At 69.3% G+C, this 20,454-nt stretch carries 20 protein-coding genes; 19 read left to right on the forward strand and 1 reads right to left on the reverse strand.

The window, feature by feature from the left end; translation table 11 throughout:
* Window position 1: 1 nt before the first annotated feature.
* From HNQ61_RS22910 to HNQ61_RS22970, 13 genes are all read left to right on the forward strand, one after another.
* The gene (locus tag HNQ61_RS22910; RefSeq protein WP_170040123.1) at window positions 2-400 is read left to right on the forward strand and encodes an STAS domain-containing protein; all 399 of its coding nucleotides are present in this window, start codon (window positions 2-4) and stop codon (window positions 398-400) included.
* A complete protein-coding gene (locus HNQ61_RS22915; RefSeq protein WP_170040125.1) occupies window positions 381-785 on the forward strand; it encodes an anti-sigma regulatory factor in 405 nt (134 codons plus the stop codon). The genes HNQ61_RS22910 and HNQ61_RS22915 overlap by 20 nt, the downstream gene beginning before the upstream one ends.
* Window positions 776-1,792, forward strand: coding sequence for a SpoIIE family protein phosphatase (locus HNQ61_RS22920; RefSeq protein WP_170040127.1), 1,017 nt, complete (start codon window positions 776-778; stop codon window positions 1,790-1,792). The genes HNQ61_RS22915 and HNQ61_RS22920 overlap by 10 nt, the downstream gene beginning before the upstream one ends.
* The gene (locus HNQ61_RS22925) at window positions 1,789-3,162 is read left to right on the forward strand and encodes an ATP-binding protein (protein WP_170040129.1); all 1,374 of its coding nucleotides are present in this window, start codon (window positions 1,789-1,791) and stop codon (window positions 3,160-3,162) included. The genes HNQ61_RS22920 and HNQ61_RS22925 overlap by 4 nt, the downstream gene beginning before the upstream one ends.
* A complete protein-coding gene (locus HNQ61_RS22930) occupies window positions 3,149-4,342 on the forward strand; it encodes an ATP-binding response regulator (protein ID WP_170040131.1) in 1,194 nt (397 codons plus the stop codon). The genes HNQ61_RS22925 and HNQ61_RS22930 overlap by 14 nt, the downstream gene beginning before the upstream one ends.
* 193 nt (window positions 4,343-4,535) lie before the next feature.
* Window positions 4,536-4,958, forward strand: coding sequence for a cytochrome c maturation protein CcmE domain-containing protein (locus tag HNQ61_RS22935; RefSeq protein WP_170040133.1), 423 nt, complete (start codon window positions 4,536-4,538; stop codon window positions 4,956-4,958).
* The gene (locus HNQ61_RS22940; protein WP_170040135.1) at window positions 4,955-7,015 is read left to right on the forward strand and encodes a cytochrome c-type biogenesis CcmF C-terminal domain-containing protein; all 2,061 of its coding nucleotides are present in this window, start codon (window positions 4,955-4,957) and stop codon (window positions 7,013-7,015) included. Before HNQ61_RS22935 ends, HNQ61_RS22940 begins: the two co-directional genes overlap by 4 nt.
* Window positions 7,015-7,494, forward strand: a complete 480-nt coding sequence (locus tag HNQ61_RS22945; protein ID WP_170040137.1) for a cytochrome c-type biogenesis protein — start codon at window positions 7,015-7,017, stop codon at window positions 7,492-7,494. Before HNQ61_RS22940 ends, HNQ61_RS22945 begins: the two co-directional genes overlap by 1 nt.
* Window positions 7,491-7,874: a zinc ribbon domain-containing protein gene (locus tag HNQ61_RS22950; protein ID WP_170040139.1), complete on the forward strand. Its 384-nt coding sequence runs from the start codon at window positions 7,491-7,493 to the stop codon at window positions 7,872-7,874. The genes HNQ61_RS22945 and HNQ61_RS22950 overlap by 4 nt, the downstream gene beginning before the upstream one ends.
* Window positions 7,871-8,608, forward strand: a complete 738-nt coding sequence (gene ccmA, locus HNQ61_RS22955) for a heme ABC exporter ATP-binding protein CcmA (protein ID WP_170040141.1) — start codon at window positions 7,871-7,873, stop codon at window positions 8,606-8,608. The genes HNQ61_RS22950 and ccmA overlap by 4 nt, the downstream gene beginning before the upstream one ends.
* Window positions 8,605-9,282, forward strand: coding sequence for a heme exporter protein CcmB (locus HNQ61_RS22960; protein ID WP_170040144.1), 678 nt, complete (start codon window positions 8,605-8,607; stop codon window positions 9,280-9,282). Before ccmA ends, HNQ61_RS22960 begins: the two co-directional genes overlap by 4 nt.
* Window positions 9,282-9,995, forward strand: coding sequence for a cytochrome c biogenesis protein CcsA (gene ccsA / locus HNQ61_RS22965; protein WP_170040148.1), 714 nt, complete (start codon window positions 9,282-9,284; stop codon window positions 9,993-9,995). Before HNQ61_RS22960 ends, ccsA begins: the two co-directional genes overlap by 1 nt.
* A gap of 17 nt (window positions 9,996-10,012) precedes the next feature.
* The gene (locus HNQ61_RS22970) at window positions 10,013-10,297 is read left to right on the forward strand and encodes a CcmD family protein (RefSeq protein WP_170040150.1); all 285 of its coding nucleotides are present in this window, start codon (window positions 10,013-10,015) and stop codon (window positions 10,295-10,297) included.
* A 553-nt stretch (window positions 10,298-10,850) separates the two neighbouring features.
* Here the strand turns inward: HNQ61_RS22970 and HNQ61_RS22975 are convergent.
* Complete coding sequence (locus tag HNQ61_RS22975) at window positions 10,851-11,135, reverse strand: GNAT family N-acetyltransferase (protein WP_170040152.1); 285 nt, start codon at window positions 11,133-11,135, stop codon at window positions 10,851-10,853.
* Window positions 11,136-11,777: 642 nt separating this feature from the next.
* On the opposite strand from HNQ61_RS22975, the gene HNQ61_RS22980 reads away from it, so the two are divergent.
* From HNQ61_RS22980 to HNQ61_RS23005, 6 genes are all read left to right on the forward strand, one after another.
* Window positions 11,778-14,759 (forward strand): SusC/RagA family TonB-linked outer membrane protein, encoded by a 2,982-nt coding sequence (locus tag HNQ61_RS22980; RefSeq protein ID WP_170040154.1) that lies wholly within the window; start codon window positions 11,778-11,780, stop codon window positions 14,757-14,759.
* A 33-nt stretch (window positions 14,760-14,792) separates the two neighbouring features.
* Window positions 14,793-16,220: a RagB/SusD family nutrient uptake outer membrane protein gene (locus HNQ61_RS22985; RefSeq protein WP_170040156.1), complete on the forward strand. Its 1,428-nt coding sequence runs from the start codon at window positions 14,793-14,795 to the stop codon at window positions 16,218-16,220.
* 469 nt (window positions 16,221-16,689) lie between these two features.
* Entirely contained in the window at window positions 16,690-17,313 is a 624-nt protein-coding gene (locus HNQ61_RS22990) for a superoxide dismutase (protein ID WP_170040158.1), read from the forward strand.
* Between the two features lie 175 nt (window positions 17,314-17,488).
* Complete coding sequence (locus HNQ61_RS22995; RefSeq protein ID WP_170040160.1) at window positions 17,489-17,821, forward strand: hypothetical protein; 333 nt, start codon at window positions 17,489-17,491, stop codon at window positions 17,819-17,821.
* A 223-nt stretch (window positions 17,822-18,044) separates the two neighbouring features.
* Complete coding sequence (ftsY, locus tag HNQ61_RS23000; RefSeq protein WP_170040162.1) at window positions 18,045-18,974, forward strand: signal recognition particle-docking protein FtsY; 930 nt, start codon at window positions 18,045-18,047, stop codon at window positions 18,972-18,974.
* 280 nt (window positions 18,975-19,254) lie between these two features.
* On the forward strand, window positions 19,255-20,406 hold the full coding sequence (locus HNQ61_RS23005) for a TonB family protein (RefSeq protein WP_170040164.1): 1,152 nt from the start codon (window positions 19,255-19,257) through the stop codon (window positions 20,404-20,406).
* The last annotated feature ends 48 nt before the right edge of the window (window positions 20,407-20,454 follow it).

Consider the following 20,454-nt stretch of genomic DNA (forward strand, 5'->3'; position numbering starts at 1 on the left):
CATGGACCGCATTCCCATTCTGCGCCTGGGGGAGCTGCTGCTGGTTTCCATCCAGGTCGACATGCACGACCGGCTGGCCCTGGCGCTGCAGGACGACCTGGCGGAGCGCATCGTCCAGACCGGGGCGCAGGGCGTGCTGATTGACATCTCCGCGCTGGAGATCGTGGATTCGTTCATCGGCCGCGTGCTGGCCAACATCGCCTCCGTGGCCCGCGTGCTGGACGCGGAAACGGTCGTGGTGGGAATGCAGCCCGCCGTCGCCATCACCCTGGTGGAGCTGGGACTCACCCTGCCCGGCATCCGCACCGCGCTGGACGTGAACCGCGGGATGGCGCTGCTGCGGGAGTCGGTGTTCGACGCCCCGGCCGCGGAGGGCATGGATGATCCCTTCGCGGAGTGAGGACCACCCGCTGCGCACCGACGAGGACGTGGTACGCATGCGGCAGGCGGTGCGCGGCCTGGCCAAGGAGATGGGATTCTCCCTCGTGGACCAGACCAAGCTGGTGACCGCCGCCTCGGAGCTGGGGCGCAACGCGGTGGTGTACGGCGGCGGCGGATCGGCCCGGCTGGACACCCTGCTGGGCGGCCCGCGCCCCGGGCTGCGGCTGCTGGTGAGCGACGACGGCCCCGGCATTCCCGACCTGGAGCTGGCGCTGCGCGATGGATACACGTCGGGAAACGGGCTGGGTCTGGGGCTGAGCGGAAGCCGCCGCCTCATGGACGAATTCCGCATCGATACGGCGCCGGGCGCCGGCACCCGGGTGGAGATCGTCAAGTGGAAGTAGACGTGGTGTGCCGCTCCATCGTGGTGATGGAGCCCTCGCAGGTGGGCGAGGCCCGGCGCGAGGTGTCGCGCCTGGCCGCGGCGCTGGGATGGACCGAGGCGGAGGCCGGGCGCGCCGCCCTGGTGGCCACCGAGGCCGCCACCAACCTGATCAAGCACACCCCCCGGGGCGGCGAGATCCTGGTGCGCCGCATCGCCGGCGGAGGCGTGACCGGGCTGGAGCTGCTGGTGCTGGACCGCGGCGCGGGAATGGCCGACATGTCGGCCGCCATGGTGGACGGCGTGTCCAGCGCGGGCACGTCCGGCACGGGGCTGGGCGCGCTGGGGCGCGTGTCCGACCACTTTGAGGGATGGAGCGCGCCCGGGGCGGGAACGGCGCTGCTGGCCCGCCTGTGGCCGCGCACCCCCGGGCCGATGGACGCGCCGGCGGTGGGCGCCGTGTGCAGCCCCTACCCCGGCGAAGAAGCGTGCGGCGACCGGTGGGCGCACGCGGAAGACGGCGGGCGCCACCTTCTGCTGGTGGTGGACGGGCTGGGGCACGGCATCGGCGCGGCGGAGGCGGCGGAATCCGCGTCCGCCGCCTTTTATCGAGCCCTTCCCCCTTCGCCCATGGCGGGGATGGAAACGCTGCACGCGGCGCTGCGCGGCACCCGCGGAGCGGCGGCGGCACTGGCCGAGGTGCGCCCGGCGGAGGGCACCGTCCGCTTCTGCGGGATCGGCAACGTGGCCGCGCACGTGGTGGCGCCCGGGCGGCGCGCCTCGCTGGTTTCGCACGCGGGGATCGTGGGCCACCAGGTGCGCAAGTTCCAGGAGTTCGAGGCCGCCTTCCCCCCCGGCGCCGTGCTGGTGATGCACACCGACGGGGTTTCGGCGCAGTGGGACGCGGACCGCTACCCGGGGCTGGCGGCGCGCGACCCGGCGCTGCTGGCCGCGGTGCTGTTCCGCGATTTCCGGCGCGGCCGCGACGACGCCACGGTGGCGGCGCTGCGGCCGGGCGCCCGCGGATGAGCGCGCTGCTCGCCGTTTCCATCGCCCGCGACACCGACGTGGTCCCCGCCCGGCAGCGGGCGCGGCAGATGGCGCTGCTGCTGGGGATGGACGCGCAGGACGCCGTCCGCATCGCCACGGCCGTGTCGGAGATCGCCCGCAACGCCTGGGAGTACGCCGGGGGCGGCCGGGTGGAGTTCGCGGTGGCGGGAGAGCCGGGGGCACAACGGCTGGAAGTCACCGTATCGGACCGCGGGCCGGGGATTCCGCACCTGGACGCGGTGCTGGCGGGTACCTGGCGCTCGGCCGGCGGGATGGGGGTGGGGCTGGCGGGGGCGCACCGGCTGGTGGACCGCGTCACCGTCGACACCGCGCCCGGCCGCGGGACGAGGGTCACGCTGGCGCGCGCCCTTCCCCCCGGCGCGCCCCTCGTGGACGCGGCCGCCGCGTCGCGCCTGGCCGAGCAGCTGGCGCGCGAGCGTCCGGCGGACCCGGCGGACGAGGTGCGCCGGCAGAACCAGGAGCTGCTGGGGGCCCTGGCCGCGCTGCGCGAGCGGCAGGAAGAGATGGAGCGGCTGAACGGCGAGCTGGAAGACACCAACCGCGGCGTGGTGGCGCTGTACACCGAGCTGGAAGAGCAGGCCGAGCAGCTGCGGCGCGCCAACCGCCTGCAGGCGCAGTTTCTGTCCTACGTGAGCCACGAGTTCCGCACCCCGCTGGACGCCATGCTGGCGCTGACCGAGCTGCTGCTGAACCGCGTGGACGGGCCGCTGACCGCCGAGCAGGAAACGCAGGTGGGCTTCGTGCGCACCTCCGCGGCCGACCTGCTGCAGATGGTGGACGAACTGCTGGACGCCGCCCGCATGGAGGCGGGACAGGTGGAGGTGCGTCCCGCGCCTTTTTCCGCCGACGACCTGTTCAGCGCCCTGCGCGCCACCTTTCGCCCGCTGCACGCCCGCAGGGAGGTGGCGCTGGTGTTCGAAGACGCCGCGGGCGTTCCCGAACTGCACACGGACGAAGGCAAGGTTTCGCAGGTGCTGCGCAATCTGATTTCCAACGCGCTCAAGTTCACCCGCGCGGGCGAGGTGCGCGTGTCGGTGCACACCTCCGAGCCGGGCTGGGCCGCGTTCCGCGTCGCCGACACGGGAATCGGCATCCCGGAAGCGGAGCGGCACCGCATCTTTCAGGATTTCGCGCAGGTGGAGTCTCCCCTGCAGCGCGGCGCGCGGGGCACGGGACTCGGCCTTGCCCTGTCGCGCCGCTTCGCCCTGCTTCTGGGCGGCACGCTGGAGGTGGACAGCACGCCGGCGGTCGGCTCCGTGTTCACTCTGCGAATCCCTCTGCGGTTCGCGGGCACCCCGCCATCCGAAGCGCCCCATGCAATCGTCTGATTCACCCGCCGTACTGCTGGTGGAGGATTATCCCCCCAGCCGCTACGCCACCGGACGCGTGCTGCGGCAGGCGGGCTTCACCGTGCGCGAGGCGGAGAACGGCATCGAAGGGCTGCGGCTGGCGCGCGACTGCCCGGACGTGATCGTGCTGGACATCAACCTGCCGGACGTGGACGGATTCGAGGTGTGCCGCCGGCTCAAGGCGGACCCCGCCACGCGCTCCATTCCGGTGCTGCAGCTGTCCGCCGCGCGGCGCGGGCTGGAAGACCGCGTGCAGGGGCTGGAGGGCGGGGCGGACGCGTACGTGGCCCAGCCGGTGGAGGCGCGCGAGCTGGTGGCCACCGTCAACGCCCTGCTGCGGATGCGCCGCGCCGAGCAGGAGGCCGTGGCGTCGCGCGACCTGGCCGAGGCGCGGGCCCGCGAGGCGCAGGCGCTGGCCGGCCGGCTGGAGGTGGCGCTGGAGGCCGCCGCGGCCGGCAACGCCGCCAAGGGCCGCTTTCTGGCCACCATGAGCCACGAGATCCGCACCCCGCTGAACGCGATCGCCGGGTACGTGGACCTGCTTCTGCTGGAGGTGCAGGGCCCGCTCACCTCCCTGCAGGCCGACCACCTGGAACGGGTGCAGCGGGCGCAGCAGCACCTGCTGGGGCTCATCAACGACGTGCTGGACTACGCCAAGCTGGAGGCGGGGTACGCGGAGCTGCAGGTGGAGGCCGTGGCCCTGGAGGGGCCCATGCGCGCCGCCGAGGCGATGGTGCGCCCGCAGGCCGAAGCCAAGGGGCTGCACCTGGAGGTGCGGTGCGGGGCCCCGCTGTACACCCTGGCCGACGCGGGGCGGCTGCGGCAGGTGCTGCTCAACCTGCTGGGGAACGCCGTCAAGTTCACCCCGGCCGGCGGACGGGTGGAGCTGTGGTGCGAGGCGGAGGACGCCTCCGTGCGGCTGCACGTGCGCGACACCGGAATGGGAATTCCCGCGGCCTTCCTGGCCGAGATCTTCGAGCCCTTCGTGCAGGTGGACGGGGCGCTCACCCGCACGCAGCAGGGCACCGGGCTGGGGCTGGCCATCAGCCGAGAGCTGGCGCGCGGGATGGGGGGCGCACTGACGGCGGTGAGCACGCCGGCGTCCGGCAGCGTCTTTACGCTCATTCTGCCCCGCGCCCCGGAAGACGGCGCGGGGTGATGGCCCCGCGCCCCTCCGCCACCCCCGCGGCCTCCGCGTGAAAGCGGTTGACGTTCCGCCGAAGAACCGGCGCGCACGTAGGGAAAAGCCCTACGGCACATGCGGTATCCCGCCACATGCAAGACCTTTCACCGCTTCTGTTTCGCTGGTATATTCCGCGCTCGGAGGCCAGCACCTTCCCCGAGGAGCACCCGTGAAGCAGCAGAGAAAGTTCCTGATCGGCGCCGTGGCGCTGGTCGGGGTTGTCGGCTATCTGGCGGCGACCGGAATGCGGGAGTCCATGATCTACTACCGGACTCCCGATGAACTCGCGGCCAGCCTGGCCGCCGATCCCACCTCGCGCGAACTCGCCGTCAAGGTGGGCGGCCGCGTGGTGCCCGGAACCGTGCACTACGATCCGCGCACCCTGGACCTGCGGTTCACCATCGTCGACATCGCCAGCGGCAGGACGCAGTTCCCGGTGCACTACAGCGGTCCGCTTCCCGACACGTTCAAGGAGGGACGCGACGTGGTGGTGACCGGCGTGTACGCGGCGGACGGAAACTTTCAGGCCACGGAGCTGCTCACCAAGTGCGGCTCCCGCTACGAAGCCTCGGCCGAGGACTTCAAGGCGTGACGCAGATTGGCGAAGTCGCCCTCTGGCTGGCGCTCATGGTGGGCGTCTGGGGCGCCGTGATGGGATTCGCGGGCGGGCGCATGGGGCGCGGCGACTGGGTGCTGAGCGCCGAGCGCTCGTCCTATGCGCTGTTCGCGCTGCTGGCCACCACGTGCGGCGCCATCATCACGTCGTTCGTACGCAACCAGTACGAGTACCAGTACGTGGCGGGGTACAGCAACCGCGAACTGTCGCTCTTCTACAAGGTTACGGGGCTGTGGGCCGGGCAGACCGGCTCGCTCGTCTTCTGGGCCACCCTGCTGGCCCTGTTCGGCTGCATCGCCGTGTTCCAGAACCGGCGCCGCAACCGCGAGTTCATGCCGTACGTGGTGGGCACGGTGCAGACCGTGCTCGTCTTCTTCATCGTGGTGGTGCTGGCGGCGTCCAACCCGTTCACGCTCATGGAATTTGCCCCCGCCGACGGGCGCGGGCTCAATCCGCAGCTGCAGAACTACTGGATGACCATCCACCCGCCCACGCTGTACCTGGGCTTCACCGCCTTCACCATCCCCTTCGCCTTTGCCGTCAGCGCGCTGCTCAGCGGCCGGCTGGACACGCGGTGGATCACCACGACGCGGCGCTGGACGCTGCTCGCGTGGTTCTTTCTGACCAACGGCATCATCTTCGGGATGATGTGGGCGTACGTGGAGCTGGGCTGGGGCGGCTACTGGTTCTGGGACCCGGTGGAGAACGCGTCGCTGCTGCCGTGGCTGACCGGCACCGCGTTTCTGCACTCGGTGATGATCCAGGAAAAGCGCGGCATGCTCAAGATGTGGAACGTGCTGCTCATCTTGGGCACCTTTCTGCTGAGCATCTTCGCCACCTTCCTCACCCGGTCGGGCTTGATCGAGTCAGTGCACTCGTTCGCCGAGAACACCACGATCGCCTGGATCTTCCTGGGCTTCCTGTCCGCGCTGATCCTGGCCAGCGCCGCGCTGGTGTGGTGGCGCCGCGACGCGTTCGCGCCGGAAAGCCGGCTGGAAAGCGTGCTCTCGCGTGAAGCGGCGTTCCTGCTGAACAACCTGGCCTTCGTGGCGGCCATGCTCAGCGTGCTGTGGGGAACCATCTTTCCGCTGGTTTCGGAAGGGTTCTCCGGGCAGAAGATCACCGTGGGACCGCCGTTCTTCAACCGCGTCAACATTCCGCTGGGGCTGATGCTGCTGGGGCTGCTGGGCATCGGCCCGGTGATCGCCTGGCGCAAGGCCAGCCCGCGCAACCTGCGCCGCAACTTCACCGCTCCGCTCTCCGCCGGCGTGCTGACCGCCGCGGTGCTGTGGATTGCCGGGGCGCGGCACACGTACGCCCTGCTGACCTTCGCGCTGGGCGCCTTTACGATGACGACGATCATCGTGGAGTTCTGGAAGGGCACCCGCGCCCGCGCGCGCATCGAGGGCGAAGGGTTCTTCCCCGCCCTGGTGCACCTGGTGGAGCGCAACCGCCGCCGCTACGGCGGATACGTGGTGCACGCCGGTTTCGTGGTGATGTTCATGGGCTTCGCGGGCGCCGCGTGGGACGTGGAAAAGCAGGTGTCGCTGCGGCCGGGGGAGACGATGGACATCGCCTCGCCGTTCGGCCACACGTACCGGCTGACGTACCAGGCGATGTCGTCGTATCCCGCCACCAACATGACCAAGGTCATCGCCTCGCTGGACGTGAGCCGCAACGGCCGCCGCGCGGGGGTGATCACGGCGGAAAAGCGCACGTACAAGCAGCGCGAGGAAGTGGTGAGCGAGGTGGGGATCCGCCGCGCGTGGAACGAGGACCTGTACCTGATCCTGGCCGGCATCGACGACCTGGACGGCGTCGTTCAGGGCACCAACCCGCGCCCGCTGGCCACCTTTCGCGTCCTCATCAACCCGCTGGTGCCGTGGATCTGGATCGGCGGGCTGATCATGGCGATCGGCACGCTGACGGCGCTGTGGCCGGGCGAAGAGCCGCGCACGCCCGCCGTCGTCCGCACGAAGGTGCGCGCGCCGCGGATGGCCGAGGTGGACGAGCCCGAACTGGTGGAGGCCTGATGACCATCATCACCCGTTCCGCCTTGGTCCTGGCGATGGTGCTCAGCGCGCACTCCGCCGCCGCGCAGGTGCCCACGCCGGAAACCGAGCGCATCGCCGTGGAGGCGATCTCCGAACTGAAGTCGCCCTTCGGCCCGCACATGCTGGACATGTGCCCCAACGAGCAGGCCGAGCCGCTGCGCCAGCGGCTGCACGCCGCCGCCGCGCAGGGCGCCACCAAGGAGCAGCTCATCGGCATCGTGGTGGGCGAGTACGGCGAAAACATGCGCGCGCTTCCGCAGCGCCGCGGCTTCGGCCTGTGGGCGTGGCTGCTTCCCCCGGCGGGGCTGGCGATGGGCGCCGCTTTTCTGTGGGGACGCATGCGGCAGATGCGCGGCACCGGCCCGTCCGTGGCCGCCGCCGGCCCCGCGCTCTCGGCGGAGGAGCAGGCGTCGCTGAACGCCGCCCTGCGCGACTTTGACCGGAACGACGACGAATGACGCTGCTGGCCCTGTCCGCGGTGATGGCCATTCTCGCCGCGGGATTCGTGATCGCGCCGGTGGTGGCGCGGCGCGACGCCCTGCTGGCGGACCTGGCGCCCGGCGCGGTGCTGGACGCTGAAGCGCGCCGCCGTGTGACGCTGACGGCGCTGCGGGAGCTGGAGTACGACTACCTGGGCGGCAAGCTGGACGAGCCGGACTACCGCGCGCAGAAGCAGCGGCTGTCGCTGGAGGCGCTGGCCGCCATGCGCGCGGCCGAAGCGCTCCGCGGTGGCCCGGCCGCGCCGGGGACCAAGGCGGTTTCCGACCGTCACGCCTGCGGGTTCCTGAACCCGCCGCGAAGCCGCTTCTGCGCGGGGTGCGGGGTGCGGCTGGGGTGAGCACGCCCCCGGCGGGCGCGGACACACCGGCGGTGGAGGCCCGGGGACTGGAAAAGCGGTACGGCGCGCTGGCGGCCGTGCGCGGCATCGACGTGGTGCTGGCCCGGGGCGAGTTTCTGGCCGTCTTCGGGCCCAATGGCGCGGGAAAGAGCACGCTGCTGCGCATGCTGTGCGGCGCCGTCGTTCCGTCCAGGGGAACCGTCCGCATCGCCGGGGAGGAGATCGGCGGCGGAGAGGATGGATGGCGGCGCCGCATCGGCCTGCTGAGCCATCAGACCTTTCTGTACCCCGGCCTGAGCGCGGCGGAAAACCTGGACTTCTACGCGCGCCTGTACGGGCTGGCGGACCGCCGGGCGCGGGTGGACGAGGCGCTGCGCGGGGTGGAGCTGTGGGACCGGCGGGCGGACGCGGCCCGCACCTTCAGCCGGGGGATGCAGCAGCGGCTGGCCCTGGCGCGCACGCTGCTGCACGATCCGGAGGTCGTGTTTCTGGACGAGCCGTATACCGGACTGGACCCCCACGCCTCCGGGCTGCTGACCGGGGTGCTGGAGCGACTGCGGGACGGGCGGCGGACCATCGTCCTCGTCACCCACAACCTGAGCCAGGGGCTGGAGCAGGCGAACCGCGTGGCCGTGCAGGTGGGCGGCCGCTGGGTGAGCGACGAGCCCGCGAGCGCCATCGACCCCGCCACGTGGGAGCGCGTGTACACCGAACGCGTGGCGGCGGCGCGGTGAGCGGCTTCCTGGCGGGCGCGTGGGCGGTGGCGCGCAAGGACCTGATGCTGGAGGCGCGCAGCCGCGAACGGTTCGTGTCGATGGCGACCTTTGCCGTCCTCGTCGCCATTGTCTTCAGCTTTGCGCTGGACGCGTCGGTGCGGGCGCGGTCCATCGCCGGCGCCATGATCTGGGTCACCATCCTCTTTTCGGGGACGCTGGGGCTGGGCCGCTCGTTCGCCGCGGAGCGCGAGGCGGAGGTGCTGACGGGAATCCTGGTATCGCCCATCCCCCGCGGCGCGCTGTTCCTGGGCAAGTTCCTGGCGAACCTGGCCGTCGTTCTGGCGGTGGAGGCGGTGATCTTTCCCGTCTACGGCATCTTCTTCGGGCTGGACTACGGCGCGGGCGCGCTGGGACTGGTCCTGACCGTCGTGCTGGGGACGATCGGCTTCATGGCGCTGGGAACGCTGTTTTCCGCCATGGCCGCGCACACGCGGATGGGCGATTCGCTGCTTCCCGTGCTGCTGCTGCCGCTGCTGATTCCCGTGGTCATCTTTGCGGCCAGCGCCACGCAGCGGCTGCTGATCGGGCGGCCGCTGGGCGAGGTGCAGGGGAGCCTGCGGATGCTGCTGGCCTTTGACCTCGTATTTCTGTTCGTGTGCACGGCGTCGTTCGGCGCCGTCGTGGAGGAATAATGGACGCGCAGATGGATACCGGGTCGCTTGCGGGCACCCGGCGCTGGTCCGTGGTGCTGGGCGTGCTGTCGGCGCTGGCGCTGCTGCCGGGGCTGTGGATGATCTTCTTCTACGTCCCCACCGAGGCGGAGATGGGCGTGGTGCAGCGCATCTTCTACGTGCACCTGCCGTCGGCGCTGGTGGCGTACCTTGCGTTCGGCATCGTGGCGCTGTGCTCGCTGGGCTACCTGTGGCTGCGCGACGAGCGGCTGGACGCCATTGCCGTGTGCGCGGCGGAACTGGGGATCGTGTTCACCACCGCCGTGCTGACGACGGGGCCGCTGTGGGGCAAGATCGCGTGGGGCGCGTGGTGGGTGTGGGACGCGCGGCTCTCGTTTACGCTGCTGCTGTGGTTCATCTACGTGGGATACTTCATCCTGCGCGGGGCGACGGAAAACCCGGAGCGCGGCAAGCGGTTCGCGGCCATTCTGGGGATCGTGGGCGCGGTGGACATTCCGCTGATCCACATGAGCGTGCAGTGGTTCCGCAGCCAGCACCCCAAGCCGGTGGTGCTCAAGCCGGAGGGGCCCACGGCCGCGCCGGAGATGGTGCAGACGCTGCTGGTGAACATGCTGGCGTTCATGCTCCTGTTCTTTTCGCTGCTTCTGGCCCGGTACGTGGTGGAGCGGCTTTCCCGCAGGATCGAAGCGGCACGAATGCTTCGCGCCGCCTGACACGGACCGGTATCCTCATGCGTCATCTTCGCACCTTCTTCGTTCTGCTCCTTGCCCTGGCCGGCGTGCCCGCCGCCCGGGTTGCGCACGCCCAGGCGGACGCGTCCACCACCATGACCGCCGCGCCCGCCACGCAGGCGCCCGAGGCCGGTGCCTTCCAGGGCCCGCCGCGGACGCTGCGGGCGTACTGGCACCTGTTCGCCGCGTTCACCATCGTGTGGCTGCTGGTGTTCGGGTACCTGGTGTCGCTGGCCCGCCGCTTTCGCCGCATGGAGGAGCAGCTGCAGGCGCTGGGGGGCTGAGCGCGGCGGGTGGATCAGGTGGATGGATGTTGGTGGATCGGCATCGGTGGATCGGCGGCGATCGGCAACGATGGATGACAAGAAGAGGACCATGCCGGAGTTGGCGTGGTCCTCTTTTTTTTCGATCGCCGAGGGCGCGGGGCACGCGACGACGGCAGAACGGTGCGGGCGATGACGTTCGGCGCGCGTCCGCGGGCGGGCCCCTCCCCCGGCCCCTCCCCGTGCAAACTGCGCACGGAGAGGGGAGAACTGCAACGACATCGCGTTCCGGATGGTGCCGGCGCATGCGGATGGGCCCCCTCTCCCCGGCCCTCTCCCCCGCTCCGCGGGAGAAAGGGAGACCTCAGCGCGAGCGCCGAAGACGGCTTGTTTCTGCTGCCTCAACGCAGTTGAAGCCCCGAACCGGATGCGCCAGCAGCCGGTGTCGGGGCTTAGCGCATTTTGAGAGGCGGATTCATCCGCTCACGAGGCCCGCGACGATCGGCAATGCTCCGCTCCCCGCATGGCCCTGCCCGCACTCACGCACTCACGCACCCAGCACTCACGCACTCCCTCACGCACTCCCCTGCGCGACGAGATCGTTGTGCTCCGGATGCTTCTGCATCCACGCCGCCACGTACGGACAGCTGGGGATGATCCGCTTTCCCTGCTGGCGCGCGTAATCCAGCGCTCCCGACACCAGAACGTCGCCCACGCCCTGCCCGCGCGCGCTGTCGGGCACAAAGGTGTGATGCAGGTTCAGCACGTCCGCGCCCTGGGCCGCGTACCCCAGTTCCGCCTCGCCCTCCGGCAGCCGCACCACGAACCGCTGGTTGTTTTCCTCGTGCTTCACTTGCATCCGCTCTCTCCGGTTCCGGTTCGGCTTCACCCCGACTGCATCCATCCGCCCCAGGTACACAGCGCGTGCCATGCCGCCGCGAAGGCCGGAATGTGACACATGGATAAAATGAGCGTCACTCATTGCAATGTCGCTCGTTCCATGGACAAGCATTGCGCGTACGGTCGGCCGGTTGACCCATGCCCGCCCTGGCACCCGACCGGAGCCTGAGTGCGTGCGGTGAGAGCAGGCGGCGGAACAGTTTTATCCACCGCGCGGCACCTGCGACGCCCGCGGCGGCCCGGGAGAGGAAAACGGAACTTTGCTCCCCGCGGGGGCGCCGTTCCGGGAGGGCGGCGGATAGGCATGTGACGGCGGCGTGATGGAATTGTTGCTCTTTGGCGCGGATGGCTCTATTGTGTGTTCAATCCCGCAGCAACTCTGCTCCAGTGTCAGGCTTTGCGGGTGTTTTGCGTGGTATCGCGGATGCGCCCCGCCCTCCGGCGCCCCGCACGAGCATCGGCCCGCCCGGGCCACCGAAAGCAGAATTCCTTCCGCGGCGAGTGCCGCTTTCCATCCAGTCCCACCCCCAGCTCAGGAGCCACACCCCCCCGTCCATCTTTCCGCAGCAGCACAATCCAATCACGCAACCCAGAACACCCCATGAGAAAACTGCTTTCGTCGTTGCTCGTGCCCCTGCTCGTGCTGGTGACGGCCGCGCAGGCCTCGGCGCAGCAGCGGCAGATTACCGGGACCGTCACCGGGCCTGACCGCCAGCCCATCGCCGCGGCCAGCGTGCGCATCGCCGGCTCGCAGCGCGGCGTGAACACCGACGCGCAGGGCCGCTTCGTGCTCCCGGCGCCCGCAGGCGACGCCTCCATCTCGGTGTCGCGCATCGGCTTCACCACGCGCACCGTGGCCGTGCCCGCCGGGCAGGGCGAGGTGGCGGTGCAGCTTCAGCAGGACATTCTGAACCTGGAAGCCGTGGTGGTGACGGGCCAGGCGACGGCCGTGCGGCGCCAGAACCTGGCCAACTCCGTGGCCGTGGTGAGCGGCGACAACCTGCAGGGCGCCCCGGCGCAGACCGTGGAGCGCGCGCTGCAGGGCAAGGTGGCCGGCGCCAACATCGCGGCCAACTCCGGCGCCCCCGGCGGCGGCCTGCAGATTTCGCTGCGCGGCATTTCGTCCATCGGCGGCAGCGCCGACCCGCTCTTCGTGGTGGACGGGGTGATCGTCAGCAACGTGTCCATCCCCTCCGGCCAGAACGCCGTGAGCCAGGCCTCGCGCGGGGTGAACTCGTCGACGCAGGACCAGCTGGTGAACCGCATCGCGGACATCAACCCCAACGACATCGAGAACATCGAGATCCTGAAGGGTGCCTCCGCGTCGGCCATCTACGGCTCCAAGGCCAGCAACGGCGTGGTGATCATCACCACCCGCCGCGGCCGCGCCGGCCGCCCGCAGCTGCGCCTTACGCAGCGCTTCGGCATGTTCGAGCAGAACCGTACGCTGGGTGCCCGCCGCTGGACGGCGGAAGCCGCGCAGGACCACTACGGCCTGAGTAACGCCGAAGTCGCGCAGTACTTCAACGCCGACGGCAGCCAGAAGCAGTTCTATGACAACGAGGAAGCCGTCTTCGGCCGCCGCGACCTGGCCCGCGAAACCTCGCTGAGCGTGAGCGGCGGCACCGAGCAGACCCGCTACTTCGTGTCCGGACTGCTGCAGGACAACCCCGGCATCGCCGAAAACACCGGGTACGAGAAGCAGGCGCTGCAGCTGAACCTGGACCAGGCGTTCGGCAGCCGCGCCACGCTGGCGGTGGGCGCCGGGATCATCCACTCGGTGGCGGCCCGCGGCCTTACCGGCAACGACAACGCCGGCGTGAGCTACTACTCGGCGCTCTCGTACACGCCCAGCTTCATCGACATCTCCGGCCACAACGGGGTGTTCGCCAACACCAGCGACTACATCGCCAGCAACCCGGCGCAGACCGCCGCGCTGTCGACCAACGACGAAGACGTGTGGCGCGCCATCGGCTCGGCCAACCTGTCCGTCAACCTGTTCAGCGGCGGGCCGCACACCCTGCGGCTGGTGGGCAACGGCGGCGTGGACTACTTCCAGCAGCGCAACGACCTGTACTTTCCGCTGGAACTGCAGTTTGAGAACGACGACGAACTGCCGGGAACCGCGGTCCTGGGCCAGGCCGCCAACGTGAACCTGAACACCGGCGTGAACCTGGTGCACGTGTTCGCGCCGGAGTCGGGCTTTCTGACCGCCACCACCTCCACCGGCATGCAGTACGAGGACCGCGACCTGAGCCTGAGCCAGATCGTGGGCCGCAACACCACCAGCCGCATTCCGGCCTTCGCGGCCAAGAAGGAGCTGGACGGCTCGCGCAGCCGCAACCGCGAGTTCGGCGTGTACCTGCAGGAAGAGCTGCTGGCGCTGGACGAGCACCTGTCGGTGACCGCCGGCCTGCGCGCGGACCGCAGCAGCGCCAACGCGGACGAAGAACAGTACTACCTGTATCCCAAGGCGGCCGCCTCGTACCGCCTGGACACCCCGTTCAACAACCTGGACGAGCTCAAGTTCCGCATCGCCTACGGCTCCAGCGGCAACCTGCCCTTCTACGGGCAGCGCTTCACCAGCGCGCTGGGCGGCACCAACCTGGAAGGCGTGCTGGGCCTGCGCGTGAACGGCGCCGTGGGCGACCCGGACCTGCACCCGGAGCGCACCACCGAGCTGGAGGGCGGCATCGACGCCGTGCTGCTGGGCGGCAACGCGCGCCTGGAGCTTACGGCCTACAACAAGACGGTGTCGGACTTCATCATCACCCCGCCGCTGGCGCCGTCCACCGGCTTCGGCGTGTACGCGGTGAACGCGGGCCGCTACCGGGTGCGCGGCGTGGAAGCCATGCTGGAGGCCACCCCCATCCACCGCAACTCCGCCACCTGGCTGAGCCGCGTGACCTTTGCGGCCGACCGCGCCAAGGTGCTGGACCTGGGCGGCGACAAGCTGTCCAGCCTGACGCAGTACAACCCGGGCAACCACTTCGGGTTCGACTACGGCGGCTACCGCATCAAGGAGGGCGAGTCGCCCACCGCCATGTGGGGCTACGACGTGGACGATGAGGGGAACCAGATCGAGGTGATCTACGGCGACGCCAACCCCGACTTCCGCGTGGGCTTCAGCAACGACATCAGCTTCGGCCCGGTGGCGTTCTACGCCCTGCTGGACTGGGCGCACGGCGGGCTGGCCGCCAACCTGACCAAGTCGTACTACGACGACTCGCAGAACGGCGAGGACTGGACCGGCTGCAACACCAGCGACACCTGCGCCGGCGCGGAGCGCGTGGCGCGCCAGGGCGACGGCGTGACGCAGTACATCGAGGACGCCGGCTACGTGAAGCTGCGCGAGGTGTCGGTGTCGTACGCCCTGCCCAGCGCCCTGCTGCAGCGCGTGGGCCGCAGCGTGAGCGGCGCCCGGCTGACCCTGAGCGGCCGCGACCTGATCACCTGGACGGACTACACCGGGCTGAACCCCGAAGTGAGCAACTTCGGCAACCGCGCGGTGGGCCGCGCCATCGACGTCACCCCGTTCCCGACCAGCCGCAGCATCTGGCTTGGCCTGGACGTGACCTTCTAACGGCAGGACATCCCCATGACGAGGTCATACTCCATGCACATTCGCAGATTTCTTCCCCTGGCGGCCGGGATGCTGGCCGTGGCGGGGTGCTCGGACCTTACCGTTCCGGACTACCAGAACCCGCCGCTGGACGACCTGCTGGTGAACCCCACGGTCTCCACGGTGCTGCAGGCGGCCACCGGGGTGCTGCAGGGGAGCCGGCAGGACGCCGACACCTACGTGCGCTTCGCGGGAATCGTGGGACGCGAGGGATACTTCCTGGACCCCAATGAGTCGCGCTACGTGACCCGGGTGTTCAACGGAAACGCCCAGGCCAGCAACTTCACGGGCAGCTCGTACTGGACCACGCCGTACCGGAACATCCGCACCGCCAACATCCTGATGGCGGCGCTGGACAACCCGGCCGTGGACCTGCCCGCCGCCGACGAGGAAGCCATCCGCGGCTTCGCGAAGACGATTCAGGCGCTGGACTACATGCAGATCCTGAACACCCGCGAAAAGATTCCGGTGCGGGTGAATTCGCCGCTGGACTCCATCACCACGCCGCCTCCCATCGCGGAGCGCGCCGAGGCCATGGCGTTCATCAGCGCGCTGCTGGACGACGGGCGCACGCACCTGGCGGCGGCGGGGCCCACCTTTCCCTTCCCCACCCCGTCGGGGCTGAACAACTTCGGCTTCAACACGCCGGCGCAGTTCATCCGCTTCAACCGCGCCCTCAAGGCGCGCATCGAGGTGTACCGCGCCCGGGTGGCCAACGACTCCACGGCGTTCGTGGCCGCCCGCTACCAGGACGCGCTCACGGCGATCGGCCAGTCGTTCATCAACGAAGACATCACCACGGGCGATCCCATGACGGACCGCACGCGGCTGAACTTCGGCGTCTACCAGACGTACAGTTCGGGCTCGGGCGACGTGGCCAACACGCTGAACGACCCCAGCGGCAAGACGGTTGCGGACAGCACGCTGGTGACGCGCGCGCAGAGCAACGGCGCGCTCAAGGACGCCCGCGTGCGCTACAAGACCGAGCGCGCCAGCGGCAGCCTGGTGGGATCGCTGGGCAGCGACCTGCGCTTCACCATCTACAGCTACCGTCCGTTCTACGGGCCGGGCGGACAGTCGTCGCCCATCCCCATGATCCGCAACGAAGAGCTGATCCTGCTGCGGGCCGAGGCCCGGTGGTTCACGGGCAACAAGGCGGGCGCGCTGGCGGACATCAACAACATCCGCCAGAACTCGGGCGGGCTGGCGGCGATCGCGGAGCCGGCCAACGACTTCGCCTTCATCAACGCGCTGCTGTACGAGCGCCGGTACTCGCTGCTGTTCGAGGGCGGGCACTCGTGGGCGGACTACCGCCGCTTCGGCATGCTTGCCAAGCTGCGGGCGCTGGGCACGCAGCGCACCGGCAGCAACGTGGCGGCGTGGTTCCCGCTGCCGGCCAACGAAACGCTTCCGCGCAGCTGAGGCGGACGGTTTCCGGGTGATGTGAGGAAGGGGCAGCGGAGATTCTCCGCTGCCCCTTCTTTTGCGCGTGCTTCAGGATCTGAACTGCCGTTTCACACGGAGGCCACGGAGGATGCACGGAGGACACGGAGGAACGGAAAAAATGAGTCTCACGCAGAGCAGCAGAGAAGCAGAGACAGAAGAACGGGGTCGTTGGTGCTTTTGTTGTTCTCTGCGTCTCTGCTGCTCTGCGTGATCCCGATCTTCTTCTCTCATGCTCTTCCTCCGTGACCTCCGTGCCGACTCCGTGTCCTCCGTGTGAAACGGCAGTTCTCATCGCCAGAGCGCGCGCCAGAACACGCCCGCGGGTGGCGGAACGGTTGTCGCATGGTAGATTGGCCGTGTTCGCGGGGCGGCGGAAACGGGCGCCCCGCACGCGCGGGGACGATGGTCTGTCCGCGGAACCGAAACCCTGAGGGAGGTGGAGGAGATGCCGTTTACACTGCCGGAGCTGCCGTACGCGCACAGCGCGCTTGAGCCTCACATCGACGCCAAGACGATGGAGATTCACCACGGCAAGCACCACAAGACGTACGTCGACAATCTGAACGCGGCGCTCGAAAAGCACCCCGAGTTCCAGGCCGGCGACGACATCGAGGCGCTCATGCGCCGCATCGACGAAGTTCCCGACGACATCCGGGGCGTGGTGCGCAACAACGGCGGCGGGCACGCCAACCACAGCCTGTTCTGGCAGGTGATGGGCCCCAACGGTGGCGGCCAGCCCACCGGCCGCGTGGGCGAAGAAATCACCCGCGTGTTCGGATCGTTCGACGCGTTCAAGGAAAAGATGGTCAACGCCGGCAAGGGCCGCTTCGGCAGCGGCTGGGCGTGGCTGGTGGTGGATGGACAGGGCGGCCTGGCGGTGACGGACACCGCCAACCAGGACAGCCCGCTGATGACCGGCCAGACGCCGCTGCTGGGCATCGACGTGTGGGAGCACGCCTACTACCTGAACTACCAGAACCGCCGTCCGGACTACCTGACGGAGTGGTTCAACACGGTGAACTGGGACTTCGTGAACCAGCGGCTCGCGTCCGCCGGCCAGCAGTCCTGATCCATCGGATCGCTTGATCCACCGCCCCCGTCCGCCACCGCGCGGACGGGGGCGGTTTTCGTTGTCGGCGGATGGCGGATGACGCGGATGAGCCGGGAAAATCACCCGCGGAGGCCGACCATCCTGGTGAGGAGAACGCCACGGTTCAGACTACGACATCAAAGCAACAGGTTGGATGATGAGAGTACCGGTCATTATTTCGTTGAGCATTGCGGCCTTTTCCGCTTGCGATTCCGGCGAGCCGGTGTATGAGGCACGCGCCACGGAACAGGCCCCGACCTCATACGTGTTGTTGCAGGCGGAGAAGATGAGCTTGGTCCAGAACACGTACAACGTCGCGTACGATATTTGTGATCATGATCGATCCGGCATCTACAAACAGGCCGGAAGCCGCGATCTGCACGAAGCCGCAGAGTGGTTCTCTCAGGGCTCCAAGGAAGGAGAGCATCGCGCAGCTTCCTACCGCGGCTGCATGGACGGGCTGCTCCGAAAGGAGAAGAAGTTCTGACCCAGATTCTCCGAGTCCCAGAGCAGGGCGGTCCGCGCCTCTGCCCGCCGACGTGAGGATCGCGCGATCATTTCTATCGACCGATAGCGGGTTGTTTGCCCGGGAACGGCGGTGCGGGCTAGATTCGGGCACGCCGGGCGCCCGCGGGGGTATGCCCGGCCTGAGTTGCCTACATTGATCGAAAGCCGCCGGCGCCGCGCCGGCTCGTTCCGGATTGCTGCTGATGGCACGTCTGTTCCGCACCAGGGAAGAGGGAAAGAAGTCGCTCTGGGACCGTATCGTCGACGTCGCGCTGACGGACGTCTCGGTGCTGGTGAAGGGGCTGGATGAAGGCTCGCTGGAAGGGCTGGAAGAACAGCTGATCGGCGCCGACTTCGGCGTGCCCGCCACGCTGCGGCTCACGGGCGTGGTGGAAACGCTGGCCGAGCGCGGCGTGGCCCGCTCGCAGCGCGACTTTCTGCGCGCGGTGCGCGAGGAGATCGTCGCCATCCTCAGCGCCGGCCGCTCGGACACGGCGCTGCGCTTCAACTACGAGGGCGGGCCCACGGTCTTCCTCATCGTCGGCGTCAACGGCGTGGGGAAGACGACGACCATCGCCAAGCTGGCGCACCGGCTGACGCGCCAGGGCCGCAGGGTGATGATCGCCGCGGGCGACACCTTTCGCGCCGGGGCCATCGAACAGCTGCGGCGCTGGGCGGAGCGCGTGGGGTGCGAGTTCGTGGGCAGCGAGCCGGGCCGCGACCCCGCCGCCGTCGCCTTCGACGCGCTGGAGCAGGCGCGCGAAAAGAACGTCGACGTCGTGATCGTGGACACGGCCGGGCGCCTGCACACGCAGGGCGACCTGATGAAGGAACTGGAAAAGGTGCACCGCGTGCTGGGCAAGAAGCTGGACGGCGCGCCGCACGAGACGCTCGCCGTGCTGGATTCCACCACGGGGCAGAACGCCATGGCGCAGATCCGCAGCTTCGGCCAGCTGGTGCCGCTTACGGGGATCGTGCTCACCAAGATGGACGGCACCGCCAAGGGCGGCATCGTGGTGGCGCTCAAGGAAGAGTTCGACCTCCCCGTAAAGTTCATCGGCGTGGGCGAAAAGATGACGGACCTGGTGCCGTTCGAGATCGAGCAGTTCGCCGAAGAGGTGATGGAAGCCTGAGGTCCCGCTTCAGGTTGATGATGGACAAGGCGCCGCCCGGATTGGTCCGGGCGGCGCCTCTCGTTCATCGCACCTCACGTGGATGCGTCTGTGGCCTGACGTCATCTCCTGTCGGTTCGCAGCGAATCCATGCCTCCGCCAGCGTCGCGATCGATCCGATCGGGACTATTGTTTTGCGCCGTCTTTCCGCATAGGATATGGACAGCCCCGTGTCCCTCCCGGCAGACCGTCTCCCCTTCCGGTTTTCATGCGATCCATCTTGAGTCATCCCGTATTCCGAATGCTCGTACCCGTCTGCCTGTGCGCCATGCCCGCCGCGGCACAGCAGGAGGAAAGGATCGGCAACGTGGACGTGTACCTGGAGGCAGGTGCATCGCCCGCGAGGGACATCAGCCACGCCCTCCTCAAGCCCGATGCGTTCGGGCGCGCTGGCACCCTGGCGTGGGCCTGCGGCGGAGATCCCGCCGGCCTCGCGGCGGGACTTCACCTCGCGGGGGATTCCAGCAAGACGCCGCCGCGCGTGGTGTGGCGCTTCGACGCGGGCGCGCCGGACACGACGGTGCTGGAGACGCGGGACGGCGTCGATGTCGCGCTCGTCGGCGCGGACAAGGCCGGCCGGATCATCCTGCGCGCACGCGCGGCGGAGCGGCTGGCCGTGCAGGTGCTTGCCGATCTGCCCGGGCGCCCCGCCGCCGGGTACACGTACACCCTGGCCGGCCTGGACTCGGCGCTCAACCGCATGGGGTGCACGGGAAAGGCGATGCCGAGCGCCCGGAACGCGGGCCTCAGGACAATGGACCGCCTGATGGAGGCAGGGGACACCGTTGCCGCGGGGGCGCCCCCGCTGGGCGTGGAAGTTTTCCCCTCCCTGCGCACGAGGGCGGACTTTGTCAGGCAACTGGAGCGCAACTACCCGCCGCTCCTGCGCGACGCCGGGGTCTCGGGCGAGGTATGGATGCGGTTCAGGGTTCTGGAGAACGGTAGGGTGGACACCACGGACGTGCACGTGGTCCGGGCCAGCCATGACGAGTTCGTGATCCCGGCGTTGCGTTCGCTGCAGGCCCTCACCTTTTACCCCGCACGGATAAACAGCCGCCCAGTCAAGGTATGGATCGAACTCCCCGTCCAGTTCGCCGTGGACAACTCGCCTGCCTATCCGACCAACTGGCAGGATCTGACGCAGTATATCCGCCGCAACTATCCGCGCGAACTGCGGCGTGAGGGGGCGCGGGGGGTAGTCACGCTGCGGTATCGCGTGCTGCCGGACGGGCAGGTGGACGCGGCCAGCATCCAGGTGGTGAGCTCCGCCGACCCGCGGCTCAACGACATCGCCATCCAGGGGGTGCAGGTGCTGCGCTATAGGCCGCGCGCCGTGGAGGGACCGGAGGGGAGCGACTGGGTGTCGATGCCCATCCTGTTCCCCCCTCCGTGATCGTCCGTACTGATTCGAGGAATTGGGGCCGGGCGTGACGTACCGGCG

It is taken from the genome of Longimicrobium terrae, assembly GCF_014202995.1.
GTDB lineage: Bacteria > Gemmatimonadota > Gemmatimonadetes > Longimicrobiales > Longimicrobiaceae > Longimicrobium > Longimicrobium terrae.

What these genes read in the sequence shown, in the direction of transcription:
- HNQ61_RS22910 (WP_170040123.1), top strand. Translation starts at nt 2, where the DNA reads ATGGACCGCATTCCCATTCTGCGCCTGGGGGAGCTGCTGCTGGTTTCC.
- HNQ61_RS22915 (WP_170040125.1), top strand. Translation starts at nt 381, where the DNA reads ATGATCCCTTCGCGGAGTGAGGACCACCCGCTGCGCACCGACGAGGAC.
- HNQ61_RS22925 (WP_170040129.1), top strand. Translation starts at nt 1,789, where the DNA reads ATGAGCGCGCTGCTCGCCGTTTCCATCGCCCGCGACACCGACGTGGTC.
- HNQ61_RS22930 (WP_170040131.1), top strand. Translation starts at nt 3,149, where the DNA reads ATGCAATCGTCTGATTCACCCGCCGTACTGCTGGTGGAGGATTATCCC.
- HNQ61_RS22945 (WP_170040137.1), top strand. Translation starts at nt 7,015, where the DNA reads ATGACCATCATCACCCGTTCCGCCTTGGTCCTGGCGATGGTGCTCAGC.
- HNQ61_RS22950 (WP_170040139.1), top strand. Translation starts at nt 7,491, where the DNA reads ATGACGCTGCTGGCCCTGTCCGCGGTGATGGCCATTCTCGCCGCGGGA.
- ccsA (WP_170040148.1), top strand. Translation starts at nt 9,282, where the DNA reads ATGGACGCGCAGATGGATACCGGGTCGCTTGCGGGCACCCGGCGCTGG.
- HNQ61_RS22970 (WP_170040150.1), top strand. Translation starts at nt 10,013, where the DNA reads ATGCGTCATCTTCGCACCTTCTTCGTTCTGCTCCTTGCCCTGGCCGGC.
- HNQ61_RS22975 (WP_170040152.1), bottom strand. Translation starts at nt 11,135, where the DNA reads ATGCAAGTGAAGCACGAGGAAAACAACCAGCGGTTCGTGGTGCGGCTG.
- HNQ61_RS22980 (WP_170040154.1), top strand. Translation starts at nt 11,778, where the DNA reads ATGAGAAAACTGCTTTCGTCGTTGCTCGTGCCCCTGCTCGTGCTGGTG.
- HNQ61_RS22985 (WP_170040156.1), top strand. Translation starts at nt 14,793, where the DNA reads ATGCACATTCGCAGATTTCTTCCCCTGGCGGCCGGGATGCTGGCCGTG.
- HNQ61_RS22990 (WP_170040158.1), top strand. Translation starts at nt 16,690, where the DNA reads ATGCCGTTTACACTGCCGGAGCTGCCGTACGCGCACAGCGCGCTTGAG.
- HNQ61_RS22995 (WP_170040160.1), top strand. Translation starts at nt 17,489, where the DNA reads ATGATGAGAGTACCGGTCATTATTTCGTTGAGCATTGCGGCCTTTTCC.
- ftsY (WP_170040162.1), top strand. Translation starts at nt 18,045, where the DNA reads ATGGCACGTCTGTTCCGCACCAGGGAAGAGGGAAAGAAGTCGCTCTGG.
- HNQ61_RS23005 (WP_170040164.1), top strand. Translation starts at nt 19,255, where the DNA reads ATGCTCGTACCCGTCTGCCTGTGCGCCATGCCCGCCGCGGCACAGCAG.